Genomic DNA, 15,100 nt, shown 5'->3' on the forward strand with positions numbered 1-15,100 from the left:
CTTCGCTCGGGCCCCGTCGGTCACTCCGCTTCGCTCCACTCCCTCCGGGTCGGCTGATGCCTGATCACATTTCTGAGCTGGGTTTTTGGTTGATCTCACGACAGGCTGACTAGGGGGAGGGGTGCGCTCCGGGGGCGTGTGCGGGTCGGCTTCACTCCTGCCGGATTGGTCTAGACCGTGGTCCAGACCAACGAAATGGCTGCGCGGCCGGCCCGGATCCGCTACCTTGGTGGGGTGACTCTCAAGAGTGAGTGTATCAGTCTTGTCCCGCTGGCAGATCCCGTCGCACGTGCCGTGTGGAACCTGCCAGACGGGGCTGTTTCGCCGCACCACAGTTCTCTTCACGGCATATCTGATTCCCCTGTCTAATTGGGTTCAGTTTTCCAGGATTGTCCGGCCTTCACTGTCCGGCCAATGTATCAGAAACGCACTGCTCGAAATTCCGGTGGGAGTCCCGGGGTCGGTTCCGGGAATGGGTGAGGGGAAGAGGTTCTGTGAGCATCGTCGAGCCGGGTCTGAAGGCCGCGAAGGCTGCTTCGGGGGTCACGCTGCGCGCGCACCAGGAGGAGGCGCTGGCGGCCATCGTGAGGGCGCTGACGCCCCGTCCAGGACTGCTGACGCCGAACGGGCTGCGGGCCACCGTGCAGATGGCCACGGGCTCGGGGAAGAGCTTCGTGGGGGCGGCGGCCGGCCAGAAGCTGGCGCCGCACGGGGCGGTCCTGGTGGTGGTCCCCACCTTGGATCTGCTGCTCCAGATGGTCGGGGCCTGGAAGGCCGCGGGGCGGGCCGGGGCGATGTACGCCGTGTGCTCGCTGACCCAGGGCGCCCTGCCGCTGGGGGTGCGGGGCAGCACCGGCGGGGTGCAGATCGCCGAGTGGCTGACCGATGCGGCCGAAGGCCGGCGGCCGGTCACGCTGTTCGCCACGTACGCCTCCGTCGGCGCCTTGAGGGACGCCTACCGGGCCGGGCCGGCGGTCCTGGGCAAGGAGGTGCCGCCGCTGGCCCTGATGGTCTGCGACGAGGCGCACCGGGCCTCTGGGAGCCTGGAGAAGACCTGGACGGTGGTGCACGACCAGGACAAGATTCCGGCGGTCAGGCGGCTGTACATGACCGCGACGCCGCGCATCTGGGCCCCTCCGAAGGCGTCTGTGCGGCGGCGTGAGGGTGCCTACCAGCCGCTGCCGGACGACCTTGTCTGTTCCATGTCGGATTCCCGTGTCTTCGGGAAGACGATCTTCTCGCTCGGGCTCGCCGAAGCGATCGACAGGAAGCTGTTGGCGCCCTTCGAGGTGGTGGTGCTGGAGCTGCGCGATCCGGAGTCGGACCGCAAGGCCGCCAAGCGCCAGCCGCTGCCCTGGGGGCCGGGGGTGGGCGAGGACGAGAACGGCGAGGAGGACCAGGTCCGCCCCGAGCGCCTGGCGGCGATCCAGGCCGGCCTCATCAAGACCGCCGTGGAACGGCAGCTCGGCCGGGTCATCACCTTCCATTCCCGCACCATCGAGGCCCGGTATTTCGCCGAGACGCTCGGCCAGACTGCCGAGCGTCTCCACGAGGAAGACCCCGACAAATACCCGGAGGAGGTCTGGGCGCAGTGGCTCTCCGGGGAGCACTCGGTGGAGTACCGGAAGGAGACCATCCAGGGCTTCGGAACGGCGCAGGAAAAGGAGGGCCTGGCGCACGCCTTTCTGGTGAATTGCAAGGTTCTCGGTGAGGGCGTTGATATTCCGAATGCGGACGCGGTGCTTCTCCAGGGTCGCGGGTCGATGGTGGATATCGTCCAGGCCATCGGCCGGGCCCTTCGTATGAAGCCTGGAGAGGGGAAAGTGGCGTCGCTTATCGTGCCTGTTTTCCTCAAGGCCGGGGAGGAGTCCGGGGACCTGTTGGAGTCCGATTCCTACGCGCCGCTCATCAAGATCCTCACCGCGCTGAGGGCCCACGACGCCAAGGTGGTGGAGAACCTCGCCGTGCCCCAGAAGTCCGGCAAGCGGACCACCGGGCGCAGCGCCGAGGCCGTTGCCGCGCCTGGCGAGGGAGAGGTCACGCCGGAGGGGACGCCCGCGTTCACGCTGCCGGTGCGCTTCCAGGACCCGGTCGATCCGAATGTACTGGCTCTGTTCGTGAGCCTGCGGGTTCTGACGGGTGAGAATGAGGCGTGGCGGGTCGGGATCGGGCACGCGCGGCGTTGGTTCGAGGAATACGGATCGCTGGATGTTCCGTATTCCACGATGGTCGGTGAGGATGATTCCTTTCCGCTCGGTAGGTGGCTCAGCGATAGGCGTGGGGAGTATTCGGAGGGGACATTGGCGCGTCACCGGGTCGGGATGCTGGACGACCTGGGCATGGTGTGGTCGGTGTCGGAGCTGCGGTTCGAGACCGGGTTGGACTGGGCGCGGGTGTGGGCGAAGGAGCACTTCGGGTCCCTGGCGGCGCCCACCCGGGCCGCGGTGGGCGGGTTCGGGGTGGGGGCCTGGCTCGCGTCGATGCGGCTGGCGGCCTCGCTGCCGGAGGGTGAGGAGGGCGCCCTGGAGGCGGACAAGCGCCGGCGGCTGGAGGAGATCGACCCGTGGTGGAACCCCACCTGGCCGGTCACCTGGCAGCGCGCGTACGTGGCAGCGCGGGCGTGGTGGCTGGAGTGCGACGGCCGGGTCGACTGGCCCGCGCTTGCGCTGGAGACCGAGTTCGAGGGGGAGCAGCTGGGCAAGTTCGTCGCCCGGGTGCGGGCGGAGTGGCCGGCGCTGGAGCAGGACCAGCGGGACCTGCTGACGGCGCTCGGCATCGAGGAGGATCCGGAGCTGGTGGCCGCGCGGGAGGCGGCCGTGGCGAAGCCGAAGACGTCCCACGCGGACCGCTTCCAGCAGGGCCTGGAGGCGCTGGCGGCGTTCGTGGAGCGCGAGGGGCACGCCCGGGTTCCCAGGGCCCACAAGGAGGCGCTGGGGGCCGTGGAGAGGCCGGACGGGAGCGGCGAGGTGGACGCTGGTGCGGTGGTGGCGCTGGGTACCTGGCTGAACAACCAGAAGGCCCGGCGGGGCAAGCTGACGGCCGGTCAGCTCGCGCAGCTCGCCGAGTACGGCGTGGCGTGGGCGTGAGCGGCATCGTGGTTGCGGCCGTGGTGATGAGCTGGTTGTAGCACTGTTTCCATCGGGTCCTGCTGGCCGATCCCGCAAGGTTGCGGGGTCGGCCAGCGGCGTTCGGTGGGGGCGGCCGGCGGTGTGTACGTCCGGCCAGCCGCCCCGGGACCGGCGCCGCCCGGCGGGCCTGGGTCGTGGGGGTGTGCGTCCCGGGCCGGTGCGTGAGCGGTGCCGTGTCGCGCCCTGGTGGGGGCGCTCGGCTGGTTCAACGAGCGGAGCGGGCCGCGGGCACGTCCGGGTCGATGGGGAACACCTGGTCGGTGCCGGTGATCTCCAGGAGCCGGGCGACGATGTGGGAGGGGCGGGCGAGGTGGACCGTGGTGCCGGCGCGGGCGGCCTCGATGCGGGCGAGCAGCAGGGCGTTGAGGCCGGTGGAGTCCATGAACGTCACGCCGCCCAGGTCGACCAGCAGCATCGGCGGGGCCGGGCGCACGGCGAGGGCGCGGTGGAGCGCCGCGTGCAGCACCGGGACCTGGTCGAGGTCCAGCTCTCCGGAACACTCCAGGACCGGCCCGGCGAGACTCTCTCGGACGGTGACGGCGAAGTCGTGATCGTGCTCGGGCATGGCGATCGGGCGGCTCCTTCGGTGTCCCCGTGCAGTTGGCATGACCACCGTACGACGTGCCGGGAGCGCGGGGGAGGGCGCGGCCCGGGGCCGCGTCCCCGTCCCTGCGCCCTGAAAGTGTGTCACTGTGACACACTTCCGGCCCTGCTCGGCACCGGTCTCCGGGCAGGCCGGGCAGGACCCGCAGCAGCACGGGCTGCCAGCAGCTGCGCCGGAGCCTGCTGTCCGAGGACTCGGGTAGGGTGCGTCGAGTACGCAAGAGGGCGCCCGGCCACCACATTTGGCCGGGTGCCCTTTCGTGCTGGGTATGTCAGCCGGCCTTCTTCATCCGGTCGGCGACGGCGTCGAAGACCCGGCTGTCCTTCTCGTCCGCGAACGCCGCGAGCAGGTGCCCGAGGACCTCCTGGCGGTCGATGCGCCTGCGGTCGAGCCGGTCGGCGAGGGCGACGGCCCGGCGGTCGACGTCGCGCTTGAGGTCGGCCGGCAGGGTGGTGGACGGCTTCGGCTGCGGCGGTTCGGCCGCTTCGATCGCGCTGGTCAGCGTCTGGGCGATGAGCTGTGCGTCGTCCTCGTCGCTGAGGGCCAGGTCGCCGGGCAGCAGGCGCACGGTCTCGCGGATCCGCTCGGCGGTGACCTTCTCGGCGCCCACGGCGTTGACCACCAGCTGGTAGACGCCGACGGCGGCCTTGAGGCCGTGCCGGTTCTTGAGCGGCACCAGCTCGCGAACCTGGCCTTCGGGGACCTTGTGGCCGTGGGCGTTGAGGACTTCCCCGAGCTCCCAGCCGGCGCGCAGCTTGCTGCACCGCGACTGCCGGATGCCGTGCTCGACGTCCGCCCACTCCTCGATCGTGGCGTAGCAGCGGGCCGGTTCCAGCCGGTGCGGGAGTTTGCGGAACAGCCGGCCGACCGCCATGGTGTCCAGCGACTTGCCCGCGACCCAGTAGGCGGTGGACAGCAGCTCCACGCCTTCGACGCAGGCCGCCAGGCGCTGTTCCTCCTCGGCGGTCAGGTCGCCGTCGCTGTCGGGCTCCACCGGGTCGGGGATCTTGTCGAGTCCGGGGCGGGCGGCGGCTGCGGCTGCCGCTGCGGCGGCCTCGATCTGCCGTGCCAGGGCTTTGCCGGTGGCGGCCTGGCGCTCCTTGGCGGCCCGCTTCGAGGTGCTGACCAGACTGTTGGCGGCGGCCTGGGTGGCCTCGTCGTCGTCCCAGCCGTCGATCTCGTACTCGTCGCTCACGCGGCCTTCACCAGCCCGGCGTTGACGGCGATGGTGCGGAAGAAGCCGGCGGTGTCGGTGCGGGGCCGGTGCTGCACGACCGGCAGGCCGACCGCGCGGGACTCCTTGAGGTCGGTCGACCGGATGGGCACCTCGCCGATGCAGCGGATCCGCGGATGCCGCTGGAGCTGGCGGTAGATCTTGGCGTCGATGTCGCCCATCGGTTTGACGATGCGGCCGATGACCAGGCCGAGGATGTCGAGGTCGTCGTCCGGGCGCTCGGCCCTGCGCATGACGGCGATGTGCTGCGCCTGCTGCATCTTGACGGCCTTCATCGCCCACTCGTCGACGTCGACGAGGATGATCGCCCCGTTCGCGGCGGCGGTCTGCGCGTCGGTGTCGGTGTCCAGCGCCGGGCGTAGGTCGAGCAGGATGACGTCGTAGAGGTGGAGGACGTGGGACAGCATGCGGCGGTACAGGCTGACGCTGACGCCGGACTCGCGCATCCGGGACGGCAGGAAGCACATGTCCATCGACGCGGGCAGGACGTGGATGTTCGGCACCTTGGTCTCGGCGATGAGGGGCCGCGGGTCGCCCATCTCCAGGAGCACGGTGGCCTGGGTGGGGCCCTTGTCCTCGTCGAGCAGCGGCACCTTGCACGCCATGGTGGCGTTGCCCTGCGGGTCGCAGTCGACCACCAGGACGCGCCGTCCGTGTTCGGCGAGGGCGCCGGCGAGGTTGATGGTGGTGGTCGTCTTGCCGACGCCGCCCTTTTGGTTGCACATGGCGATGATGTACGCCTCGCCGGGGCGCGGCCCGGGTACGGCGGGGGCGCCGAGAGCGGGCGCCGTGGTGGTTTCGGTCATGCAGGGACGATAGCCACTGGGTGGTCCGGCGCGGGGCGGCGCGTCCGAACCTCACCCTTTCCGGACCTTCTCCCGGCGCCACCGGGGATCCCGACCAAGATCGTTCTTGCACAATTGGGCAAGAACGATCTTGGTCGGGAGGTTGGCCCTGAAAACGCGAAAGGGCCCACCGCCGGCGCCGAACGGGCGGGTTCTAGCGATCCCCGCAACACCCTGACCCCAGGGAGTTGCGGGGATCGTGGATTTTGAGGACTTGAAGGCGAGGTTCTTCGAAGCGCTGGACCGGGAGGACGGCAGTGTCACGGGGGCGGCCCGGGCGGTCGGGGCGAACCGTCACACGGCGGCCGGGTGGGCACGCAAGGCCGGTGTCCGTGGCCGTGGGAAGCCGGGAAGGAACAGGCACTCGGGCCGGGCGGAGTACGAGCGGCTTCGCGCGGCCGGGGTGCGACGGCAGGACGCCGCCGCGCGGGTCGGGGTCCACAAGCGCACCGCCCAGGACTGGGACCACGGGATCCGCAAGAGCGGCAACGCGCGCCTCCACCCCGATGGACACAAGATCGACTACACAACGGGCATGACCAGCACCGTTCCCCGCACGCCGGCGCCCTCGACAGCGGCGGTCGAGGCCAGGCTGCACCCACGGTTCCTGACGGTGACCGAACGGGAGCTGATAGCCGACATGCGCCGCGAGGGCCGGTCGCTGCGGGCAATCGGGCGGGCCCTGGGCCGGCCGGCCTCCACCGTCAAGCGCGAGATCGACACCCGTGCGGTCGACGGCGTCTACCGGCCGCACCGGGCCCAGCGGGCATGGGCGGCAAGCCGATCACGCCCCAAGGAGTCCAAGCTCGCCCGGCCGGGCGCACTGCGCGAGTTCGTCGCGGACGGGCTGCGGGAGCGGTGGTCGCCCGAGCAGATCTGTCACGCTCTGGTCAGCGAGTTCCCCGACGACGAGAGCATGCGGGTGAGTCCGGAGACGATCTACCAGGCGGTCTACGTCCAGGCCCGCGGCGGGCTGCGACGCGAGGTCGCGCTCGCACTGCGCACCGGGCGCACTCGCCGCAAGCCGCACCGCAGCCCCGAGCAGCGCACCCGCCGGTTCGTCGACGAGATGGTGATGATCTCCGAGCGGCCCGCCGAGGTCGAGGACCGGGCGGTGCCCGGCCATTGGGAGGGGGACTTGATCGTCGGCCCCCGCAGTGAGAGCGCGATCGTGACCCTGGTCGAGCGCTCCACCCGCTACGTCATGCTCGGGCACCTGCCCGGCGGGCACACCGCAGCGGAGGTCCGCGACGTGCTGGTGCCCTTGATCCAGAGCCTGCCCGAGCACCTGCGCGGCTCGCTGACTTGGGACCAGGGCTGCGAGATGGCCGCGCACAAGCAGTTCACCGTCGCCACGGGAGTGCCGGTCTACTTCTGCGATCCGCACTCGCCCTGGCAGCGCGGATCGAACGAGAACACGAACGGTCTGCTGCGGCAGTACTTCCCCAAGAGCACCGACCTGTCCGTGCACAGTCCCGAAGACCTCGAACACGTCGCCCAGCAACTCAACCGCCGGCCACGCAAAACGCTCGGCTGGAAGACCCCAGCCGAGCGCCTGCGTGATCTACTGACAGCCGCATAGGCCATCAGGTGTTGCGAGGACCCCTAGAAACCGCCACGCCGGGGGTGGGCCCTTCTGATTCGCCGGGATCAGGCGGCCGTTCGGTCGCCGGGACGGTCCAGGCCGATCGCACGGCTGACCGCGGCGAAGGTGACGGCCCAGTCGCCGGCGTGGTGGACGGCGCGGTCGTCCACGTACGCGGCCGCGCCGAGCTTGGTGTTGGTGACCAGGATCGGGCCGCCTACCGCGGTGTAGTACGCCCTGCCCGGCGACGGGTCGACGAAGGCCTCCAGGCCGGAGTACCAGGTGACCCAGTCGGCGATTTCCGGCAGCCACACGGAGGCCCGCGCCGTGTAGACGAACACGGCCCGGCACCGGGCAAGGGTGCGCAGCGCGTCGATGGCGCCGGGCTGGGGCAGGGCGATGCGGCCTCCGAGCCAGGGGCCGGGCTGGGTGAGGGTGCCGTCCAGGTCCAGGCCGACGGCCTGGCTCGCGGGGCTGTCGGGGCTGGGGGCGATGACGGAGCGGGTCACGGAGTCCTCCAGGCTGTGGGGCGGTTCGGGGAGAGCGCCCGGCCCGGTCCGCTGGTGCGGGCCGGGCCGGGCGCTGGCGGCTCGTCGGAAGCGGCGGGGGTTAGAAGGGCGGCTCCTCGGAGTAGCCGCCCACGAAGAGGACCGCGCGAGCCTCGCGGGCCTCGGGGTCCTGGTCGTCCTCGTCGTCCAGGTCGCGGTGGTCGTCCGGCTCGTCGTCGCCGTACTGGTCGTCGTCGCGGTAGTGCTCGTCTTCGTCGTCGTCGGTCTCCGGGTCGAGGGTGCCGGCCTCGGCGAGGCGGTCCAGGAGGGCGACGATCTCGGCGAGGGTGTGGACCTCGATCGGGCGCTCGCCGTCGGCGACGAGGTGGTAGGTGCGGGCGCCGGCGCCGTAGCGGTCGGTGGGGGCGGGCAGGCACAGCAGGTGGGCGTCGGGGGTCAGCTCGCAGGTCGCGCTGCCATCGCTCGCGCCCTCCCAGTTGGCGGCCTGGGTGAGGCTGCCGGAGCCGTGGTCGAGGCTGTGGGCGCGGGTGGCTGCGCGGTGTGCGGCGTCGGCGGCGGCCTCGGTCGTGAGCTGCTCCGGCGAGGGGGCCGTGGCCGGGGTGGTGGTTGCGGTGGCGGTGTAGCCGTAGGCGGGCAGGCCGAGGCGGCCGCGCAGGGGGCGGCGGAGCAGGGTGGTGGCCTGGTCGGCGAGGCAGAGGGCCAGGGCACCGGCGGCTGCGGTGAGTACCTGTGTCTGAACCCCCCTTTTGGGTAGCCTGGAGCCCTAACCTGGGCTGGTGTCCGAGGGCAGCGGGCCGGTTGGCGAGCGGAAGTGCGAGGGCTGCGGCGTACGGCTGAGGCCGGGGTCGCGGCCCAGCGCGGTGTACTGCTCGACCACGTGTCGTGCCAGGCAGTGGCGGGTGGACCAGCGACTGCGGAAGCGGGTGGCGGCCGAGATCAGCGGCGCCGGCCGGGTGAACTGCCCGGAGTGCGACACCTGGTGGGTGGCCGGGGTGGATCGGCGTTCGAACGCCGTCTACTGCTCGCGGCGGTGCGTGATGAGGGCCTGGCGGGCCCGACACGAACCGTTCGGCGAACGGTCACAGTGACCGTTGAACGAACGGCATAAGTGTTACTAAACGGTCAATTCCGTTCATCCGCAGGTTTTTGTTGTGATCATCACATCTCGGGCCGGACTCTGCTGCACGGAAGCGGGCCGGTCCCGTCGCGGCCAACGGCCGCGTCCGGTCTGCGAGTTGGTGGTGTGATCCACATGGCTCAGGAGATCGCGGAGAAGGTCGGCTGCGTCAGCGCCAGCCGATACGAGGAGATCGTCGCCGAGCTGCGAAAGCTGGTCGAGACGACCACCCGCGCGCAGTTCACGATCGGCGACTACGCGCTGGAGATCGAGCCGATGCGCCAGCCGGGCGGCTCGGCGCCGGCGGACGAGCTGTTCTCCGTCGAGAAGTCGCTGGTCAGGGTGGCCGACGACATCGGCCTGTCCTACTCGCAGGTCAAGCGCGCGAGGTGGACCGCGTCCAGGTGGCCCCAGGAGCGCCGGCAGCGCGGCGTCTCACACACGGTCCACGAGATCCTGGCCGGGATCGCGGACGAGCAGGAGCGGTTCGAGACGATCCTCAACCCGCCGCAGCCGCGGGGGAAGTGGACGCCGGACGAGGCCAAGCGCCGGGTCGGCCGGCAGGTCGAGCGCCCGGTCACGCCGGAGGAGAAGGTCCGCGCGATCCACACCCTGGCCGCGTCGGAGGAGGTCGCGGCGAAGGTGACCGGCGACCTGCTGCGGCGGCCCGAGGTGATGGCCCAGGTCGAGCCGAAGGACAAGGTGCGGGCGGTCGAGGAGCTGACCCGCGACGACCAGGTCGCCGCCGCGGTTGCGCCGTCGTTCCTGCGGCGGCCGGAGGTGGTCGCCCGGGTCGCCCCGGCCGAGAAGGTGAAGGTGGTCGAGGAGCTGACCCGCGACGACCACGTGGCGGCGGAGGTGACCACCGGGCTGCTGCGGCGACCGGACGTCGCGGCCCGCGCGATGGCCGACGACACCGCCCGCCACCAGGTCAACCATGCGCAGGTCGAGCGCGGCCGCCAGGCCCGCGAGCACTTCGAGCAGACCAACCCCGTCGCGCCGGCGATCCGCCAGATCGATCGGACGGTGGAGTTCCTCGACCTGGTCACCGCCTGCCACGCCTTCGTCGCCGCGGCCGGCCGGGTCGTCCCCGGCCTGCGCGACCGGCAGCTCAGCGACGACGAGAAGGCCGTGATCAGGGAGAACTGCGCGCGGGTGAAGGCCACGCTCGACTGGGTCGAGACCGCGGTCGACACCGGCAAGGTCGACATGGACGGCGAGCTCGCCCGCCTCCTCCAGGGTGAGTAGGCGATGCCACGCGCTTCCAAGCGCAGGTCGCCCTCTGCCGAACGGCACGCCGACACCGTCCGCAAGGTGCTGTTCGAGGCCCGGCCGGCCGGGCTGGCCTTCGACCAGCTGAGCCGGGCCTCGTCGCTGAGCCCGAGCCAGGTTCGGGCGGGGCTGGCCTGCCTGCGCGACATCATCGCCGAGCGGGGCTGGCCGCCGCTGATCTGGAGCCGGGCGGACGGCTACAAGTTCTGCTCGGACCCGACCGAGCTGCAGGCTTACGAGGTCGCGGTGATCCGCGAGAAGCTCACCGAGTTCCGCCGGTTCATCACCGGAGTTGTCGCCCCGCATGCCGTTCTGCAACCGAAGGGGCGGTGGGTCAAGCACCTGGTCACCCAGCTCAACTCGGTGGAATCCACGCTCGAAATGATCGCGGACTACAGCGACGTCTGACCGTCACCGATCCTCCGGGCCCGGCCGCCTTCGGCGGCCGGGCCCGCCAACTGCCTGTCTCTGAAGGGGAGTCCGTGCGCCGCCGCTGCTATCCGTCGGACACCTTCGACGACGAGTGGGCCCTGATCGAACCGCTGCTGCCCACCCCGGCCTGCGAGACGAAGGCCGGCGGGCGCCCGGAGAAGCACCCGCGGCGCGAGATCGTGGACGCGATCCGCTACGTCGTCGACGCCGGCTGCAAGTGGCGCGCGCTCCCGAAGGACTTCCCGCCCTGGCGGACCTGCTACGGGTTCATGGCCCGCTGGGCCGCGGCCGGCGTGATCGGGCGGATCCGCGACCAGCTGCGCGAGCGGGTCCGCCGCGACATGGGCCGGGCCCCCGGAGCGGTCGCCACCATCATCGACTCGCAGTCGGTGAAGGCCGCCGAGACCGTCGGCCGCGACTCGCGCGGCTACGACGCGGCCAAGAAAATCAACGGCAGGAAGCGGCACCTGGTCGTGGACACCAAGGGCCTGCCGCTGTTCGTCATGGTCACCCCGGCCGACATCACCGACCGCGACGCCGCGAAGGAAGTGCTGTTCCGGCTGCGGCTGATGCACCCCGAGATCACCATCGTCTGGGCCGACTCCGCCTATGCCGGACAGCTCGTGACCTGGGCGAAGAAGTACCTGAACCTCACGATCAAGACGGTCAGCCGGCCCAAGGACGCCAAGGGGTTCGTCGTCCTGCCCCGGCGCTGGGTGGTCGAGAGGTCCCACGCCTGGATCATGCACGCCCGCCGACACGCCCGCGACTACGAACGTCTCGTCCAGCACTCCGAATCGCTGATCACCTGGGCCGCGATCACCATCATGACCAGGCGCATCACCCAGCGGCAGTCCCGGCGCAAGGGCCAGCCGGAGCCCCGCGAAGCCCAGCGGGACTGATCGTTCTCGGAGTCGGTCCGCCGACCGACCCCCTGACCACCCGAAGAACCGGCCAGACCCACTCTCCCACGGCCCCCGATGGCCCGTCAGCGGATTCGCCAGCGCCACGGCCGGCACCTGGCTGATGATGTGATCCATCCGGCGCCGAGGGTGAACCGGCCGGCCGGGGGAAGGGACCGCGCATGGAGATGATCAGCGGCACCGGCCTGGGCGGCCATCCCTGGCCCGAGCTGATGCCCGACCGCCGCCCGGTCCTGGTCGTCCCCGCCGCACCCGGCCGCCTCCTGGTCCTCGAAGACGGCTGGGCCGACCGCGACACCGCCACCCCGGAGCTGACCGCCGGCCCCGACCCGGCCTGGTCCGCCGTCCTGGACGACCACCGGCTGACGATCCACCGTCCCGGCGGCCTGACCTGGTTCGACGGCGACATCGCCGCCACCCGCGAGTGGCGCCGCCAGGTCCGCGAGCACCGCACCCTGCTGCTGATCACCGGACCGTTCACCAGCGTCTTCGACTTCCGGACCACCGCCGCGGCCGGCCAGCTCTTCCTCCTCACGACGCCGATCCGGCTCGCCAGCGGTATCTGATCCGAGGGTCCTGTTCGATTCCTGGCCCGGCAGAACGCTTCGCACACCCTCGGAAACAGGTACTGAGGGTGAGGCGGGTCTCGATGGGGCGGTCGGCCAGGGCGCGGTAGGCGGCGAGGCCGGCGGCGGCTCCGACCACGACGGTGGCGGCGCTGTCGGCGGTGTCCAGGGCGGTGGCGAGCAGGCGAGTGCGGGCGGTCTCGGTCATCTCAGGGTGTCCCTTCGTTCGAGGCGGTGCAGGGCGTACGGGGGTCAGATCCAGGCGCCGGTGGGGTCGTCGCTCACCGGCTCCGCCCCGGCCGGGGCGGCCGGGGTGGTGGTTGGCTGGTTGAGGAGGGCCAGGAGGAGGTCGGCGACCTGGAGGACGCCGACGCGGATCCACGGCTGCGGGCAGCAGTCGTACAGGCCGTCGACGCCGGGGTGGATCGGGGCGCGGCCCCGGTGGTCCCGGTCGCACTCGGGGGCGATGGCGGGCAGGTCGTCCAGGCGGACCAGGCGCCAGGTGCCGGGCAGCGGCCGGTCGGCGTACCGCTCGATCTCGCGCTGGGCCGCGGCGCGCAGGGCGGCCAGGTCGGGGGAGGAGGTCATCTGGGTGGCTCCGTGCTTCCGGTGCGGGGCTCGGCCGGGTGGCCGCGCCGCGCACCAGAGCGCCCCGCCCCGGGCGGAATGCCGGGGCGGGGCGGGCGCTGGTGGGCAGCGTCAGGACCCGAAGAAGCGGTGCAGTCGGACTTCGTCGAACCCTTCGCCGGCGAGCAGCTCGCGGGCGGAGCGGACCATGCGGTGCTGCCAGCGCACGACGTCCTCGGGCACCCGCCGCTCGGCCGGCCGTTGCGCGTTCCTCGCCAGACACACCGAAAGTGGCACGTCCACCCATGTCGCCACCACACGGCGGCCGTGCTGGTGGCCGAGCTCGACCAGTTGCGTCCTGTGGTGTGCCTCGGCCGACGTGTTGTCCACCCAGGTCGCAAGGCCGCGTCGCAGCCTCATGGCCAGGATCTGGTTCTGCAGCAGGACGGCGTCGGCGGTCGCTTCCTGCTGGCCGGCCGAGTCCGCGACGACGGCGCGCAGGCTGTCGAGGCTGACGACCTGGGTGGGCGCAAGGTGGCGCAGCAGGGTCGACTTGCCCGAGCCACTGGCGCCGATCATAACGACCAAATCGCCTTCGCCCGGGGCCGGGACGGTGTCGAGGGTGGAGGGCTGGGTGGAGAGCATGGGCGTTCCCTTCGGTGGGTGGCTCTGGGTGGGTGTCAGCAGGAGAGGACGGCGGCGGCGATGGTCTCGAAGCCGTGGTGGACGGCGGCGTCCATCCGCGCCGCGCCGTTGATGCCGTGGTCGGCGAGGCGGTAGAAGTTGCCCTTGCCGGTGGTCTCGGCGAACCGCTGAAGCAGCCCGCCCGGAACCCTTCGGTCAACGGCGTAGTGGGTGAGTCCCGAGATGGCGAGCGCGGCGGCGAGGTGACGGGGGCGCAGGCGCAGGCCGAACGCGCGGGAGCCCAGGAGAAGGGCTGCGGCCTGGGTGGCGGAGTAGGTCAGGCAGTGGACCGCGCACGCCTTTCGGCCGGCCTTCGTGCCGTGGACGGTGCCGTCGTCGCCGACGGCGGGGGCGGCGTCGGTGGCGCCCTTGGTGCGGGCGCAGAAATCCGACTGCACGAGGTGGTCTCCGATGTCCGCCGCGGCGCGGAGCAGGGCGTAGGCGGCGGCGAAGCGGACGGCGCGGTCCGGGCGGGCGGTGGTGTTCACGGCGGGTTCCTCCGTCGGTGGCGGGTGTGCGGCTCTGCGCCGCTTCGCCCAGGGCCGGGGTGGCATCGGGTGCGAAGCGGCGCAGAGTGGGCCGGGCTGGCGGGTCAGGCCAGGTGCTCGGCGGCGCCGGCGACCAGGCGCTCGCCGGCGTGGGCGGCCTGGGTGCGGGCCCGGTCGAGGGCTGTGTGGTCGGTGGCGCCGCGCAGGGCGTAGGTGGCGCGGGCGGCGTTCTGGGCGGCGGGGGCGAGGGCGGGGGCGAGGATGGCGAGGGTGACCAGCGGGGCGGTGATGTCGGAGCGGGTGCGGTGGCTCTCCGAGCGGGCTTCCGCGTACACCGCGTCGTCGGCACCGGTGAGGCGCAGCCGTTCGCGGGCCCACATGGTGCGGCGGTGTGCGGCGAGGGCGGCTACCAGGGCGGTGACGGCCTGGACGAGTTCGCGGCGCCGTTCCTGCTCGGTGCGCTCGGCGCGGGCGGCGCGGGCGGCGCGATGCTGGAGCGCGGTGACGGTCAGGGTGCCGGCGAGCGTGCCGACGACGCCGACCAGGGCGATGGCGAGTTCAGCGGCCATCAGGCACCGACCTGCTGCGGGGCGGGACGGCGGCCGGTGATCGCCTCGGGGCGACGGGACCAGCGCACGTAATCGACGGAGCTCGCCGCGTAGGTGGTGGTCATCATGCTGCCGGAACGGTCGATCGCGTCGTGCAGGCTGTCCAGGCGCTGCCAGGCCAGGCGCAGCTGGTCGAGCAGCCAGGTCCGGTCTTCGCCGGCGAGCTCCGAGGTGGCGCCGACGGCGTCCAGGCGGCTGCGGTCCTGCACGCCGGCCGCGAGGAAGGCGTCGATCCGCCGGGCCTCCTCGGCGGTGAGCTTGTCGGCGAGACGCCGGGCTTCCTCGGCACCGGGGTCGTTGGCGTAGCTGGCGAAGGATCGCTCGGAGAGCGCGAAGCGGGCCAGCGCCCAGTCGGTCGCGCCCTCCTCGATGCTGTCCTGGCGCCAGGTTCGCCCCGAGCGGGCGAACGGCGCGTGGACGGCCGGGGCGGCCGAGCGGGTGGTGTCGGTGGTCGGGGTGGTGTCGGTGGACACGGCAGGTACCTCCGGGGTCGGGTCCGGCCCGGGTGGCCGCGCCGCGCACCACGACGTCCGCCGCT

17 protein-coding genes are annotated in these 15,100 nt (G+C 71.9%); 7 read left to right on the forward strand and 10 right to left on the reverse strand.

The window, feature by feature from the left end; genetic code table 11:
- Positions 1-494: 494 nt before the first annotated feature.
- Positions 495-3,086 (forward strand): DEAD/DEAH box helicase, encoded by a 2,592-nt coding sequence (locus BI06_RS43100; RefSeq protein WP_149030673.1) that lies wholly within the window; start codon positions 495-497, stop codon positions 3,084-3,086.
- A 247-nt stretch (positions 3,087-3,333) separates the two neighbouring features.
- Here the strand turns inward: BI06_RS43100 and BI06_RS43105 are convergent, their stop codons facing one another.
- The 3 genes from BI06_RS43105 to BI06_RS43115 all read right to left on the reverse strand — a co-directional run bounded on the left by BI06_RS43105 (position 3,334) and on the right by BI06_RS43115 (position 5,772).
- Entirely contained in the window at positions 3,334-3,693 is a 360-nt protein-coding gene (locus BI06_RS43105; protein ID WP_043478046.1) for an STAS domain-containing protein, read from the reverse strand.
- A gap of 310 nt (positions 3,694-4,003) precedes the next feature.
- Positions 4,004-4,927, reverse strand: a complete 924-nt coding sequence (locus BI06_RS43110) for a hypothetical protein (RefSeq protein WP_051743004.1) — start codon at positions 4,925-4,927, stop codon at positions 4,004-4,006.
- Positions 4,924-5,772, reverse strand: a complete 849-nt coding sequence (locus tag BI06_RS43115) for a ParA family protein (protein WP_051743005.1) — start codon at positions 5,770-5,772, stop codon at positions 4,924-4,926. Before BI06_RS43115 ends, BI06_RS43110 begins: the two co-directional genes overlap by 4 nt.
- 442 nt (positions 5,773-6,214) lie before the next feature.
- On the opposite strand from BI06_RS43115, the gene BI06_RS43120 reads away from it, so the two are divergent.
- On the forward strand, positions 6,215-7,393 hold the full coding sequence (locus tag BI06_RS43120; RefSeq protein WP_107113307.1) for an IS30 family transposase: 1,179 nt from the start codon (positions 6,215-6,217) through the stop codon (positions 7,391-7,393).
- A 68-nt stretch (positions 7,394-7,461) separates the two neighbouring features.
- Here the strand turns inward: BI06_RS43120 and BI06_RS43125 are convergent, their stop codons facing one another.
- Positions 7,462-7,905, reverse strand: coding sequence for a hypothetical protein (locus tag BI06_RS43125; RefSeq protein WP_043478049.1), 444 nt, complete (start codon positions 7,903-7,905; stop codon positions 7,462-7,464).
- A 196-nt stretch (positions 7,906-8,101) separates the two neighbouring features.
- Here BI06_RS43125 and BI06_RS43130 point away from each other — a divergent pair, with 196 nt between their 5' ends.
- Positions 8,102-8,659 carry a hypothetical protein gene (locus BI06_RS43130; protein WP_149030674.1) on the forward strand — a complete coding sequence of 186 codons (558 nt, stop codon included), beginning with the start codon at positions 8,102-8,104 and terminating at the stop codon, positions 8,657-8,659.
- Positions 8,660-8,668: 9 nt separating this feature from the next.
- Here the strand turns inward: BI06_RS43130 and BI06_RS52050 are convergent, their stop codons facing one another.
- Positions 8,669-8,881, reverse strand: a complete 213-nt coding sequence (locus BI06_RS52050; RefSeq protein ID WP_043463480.1) for a hypothetical protein — start codon at positions 8,879-8,881, stop codon at positions 8,669-8,671.
- Positions 8,882-9,157: 276 nt separating this feature from the next.
- Here BI06_RS52050 and BI06_RS43140 point away from each other — a divergent pair, with 276 nt between their 5' ends.
- From BI06_RS43140 to BI06_RS43155, 4 genes are all read left to right on the forward strand, one after another.
- A complete protein-coding gene (locus BI06_RS43140) occupies positions 9,158-10,270 on the forward strand; it encodes a DUF6192 family protein (RefSeq protein WP_043464028.1) in 1,113 nt (370 codons plus the stop codon).
- A 3-nt stretch (positions 10,271-10,273) separates the two neighbouring features.
- Positions 10,274-10,702, forward strand: a complete 429-nt coding sequence (locus tag BI06_RS43145; RefSeq protein WP_043463477.1) for a hypothetical protein — start codon at positions 10,274-10,276, stop codon at positions 10,700-10,702.
- Positions 10,703-10,776: 74 nt separating this feature from the next.
- On the forward strand, positions 10,777-11,628 hold the full coding sequence (locus BI06_RS43150; protein ID WP_043463473.1) for an IS5 family transposase: 852 nt from the start codon (positions 10,777-10,779) through the stop codon (positions 11,626-11,628).
- A gap of 182 nt (positions 11,629-11,810) precedes the next feature.
- Complete coding sequence (locus tag BI06_RS43155; protein WP_043463470.1) at positions 11,811-12,215, forward strand: hypothetical protein; 405 nt, start codon at positions 11,811-11,813, stop codon at positions 12,213-12,215.
- 252 nt (positions 12,216-12,467) lie between these two features.
- Here BI06_RS43155 and BI06_RS49010 read toward each other — a convergent pair whose 3' ends face one another.
- The 5 genes from BI06_RS49010 to BI06_RS52055 all read right to left on the reverse strand — a co-directional run bounded on the left by BI06_RS49010 (position 12,468) and on the right by BI06_RS52055 (position 15,035).
- On the reverse strand, positions 12,468-12,803 hold the full coding sequence (locus BI06_RS49010) for a hypothetical protein (protein ID WP_043478058.1): 336 nt from the start codon (positions 12,801-12,803) through the stop codon (positions 12,468-12,470).
- A 111-nt stretch (positions 12,804-12,914) separates the two neighbouring features.
- Positions 12,915-13,427 (reverse strand): AAA family ATPase, encoded by a 513-nt coding sequence (locus BI06_RS43170; RefSeq protein ID WP_051743006.1) that lies wholly within the window; start codon positions 13,425-13,427, stop codon positions 12,915-12,917.
- Positions 13,428-13,462: 35 nt separating this feature from the next.
- The gene (locus tag BI06_RS43175) at positions 13,463-13,954 is read right to left on the reverse strand and encodes a hypothetical protein (RefSeq protein WP_043478061.1); all 492 of its coding nucleotides are present in this window, start codon (positions 13,952-13,954) and stop codon (positions 13,463-13,465) included.
- Between the two features lie 104 nt (positions 13,955-14,058).
- On the reverse strand, positions 14,059-14,523 hold the full coding sequence (locus tag BI06_RS43180) for a hypothetical protein (RefSeq protein WP_043478064.1): 465 nt from the start codon (positions 14,521-14,523) through the stop codon (positions 14,059-14,061).
- The gene (locus tag BI06_RS52055; RefSeq protein ID WP_043478067.1) at positions 14,523-15,035 is read right to left on the reverse strand and encodes a hypothetical protein; all 513 of its coding nucleotides are present in this window, start codon (positions 15,033-15,035) and stop codon (positions 14,523-14,525) included. The genes BI06_RS43180 and BI06_RS52055 overlap by 1 nt, the downstream gene beginning before the upstream one ends.
- Between the last annotated feature and the right edge of the window lie 65 nt (positions 15,036-15,100).

The sequence above is a fragment of the Kitasatospora sp. MBT66 genome, from assembly GCF_000710405.2.
GTDB lineage: Bacteria > Actinomycetota > Actinomycetes > Streptomycetales > Streptomycetaceae > Kitasatospora > Kitasatospora purpeofusca.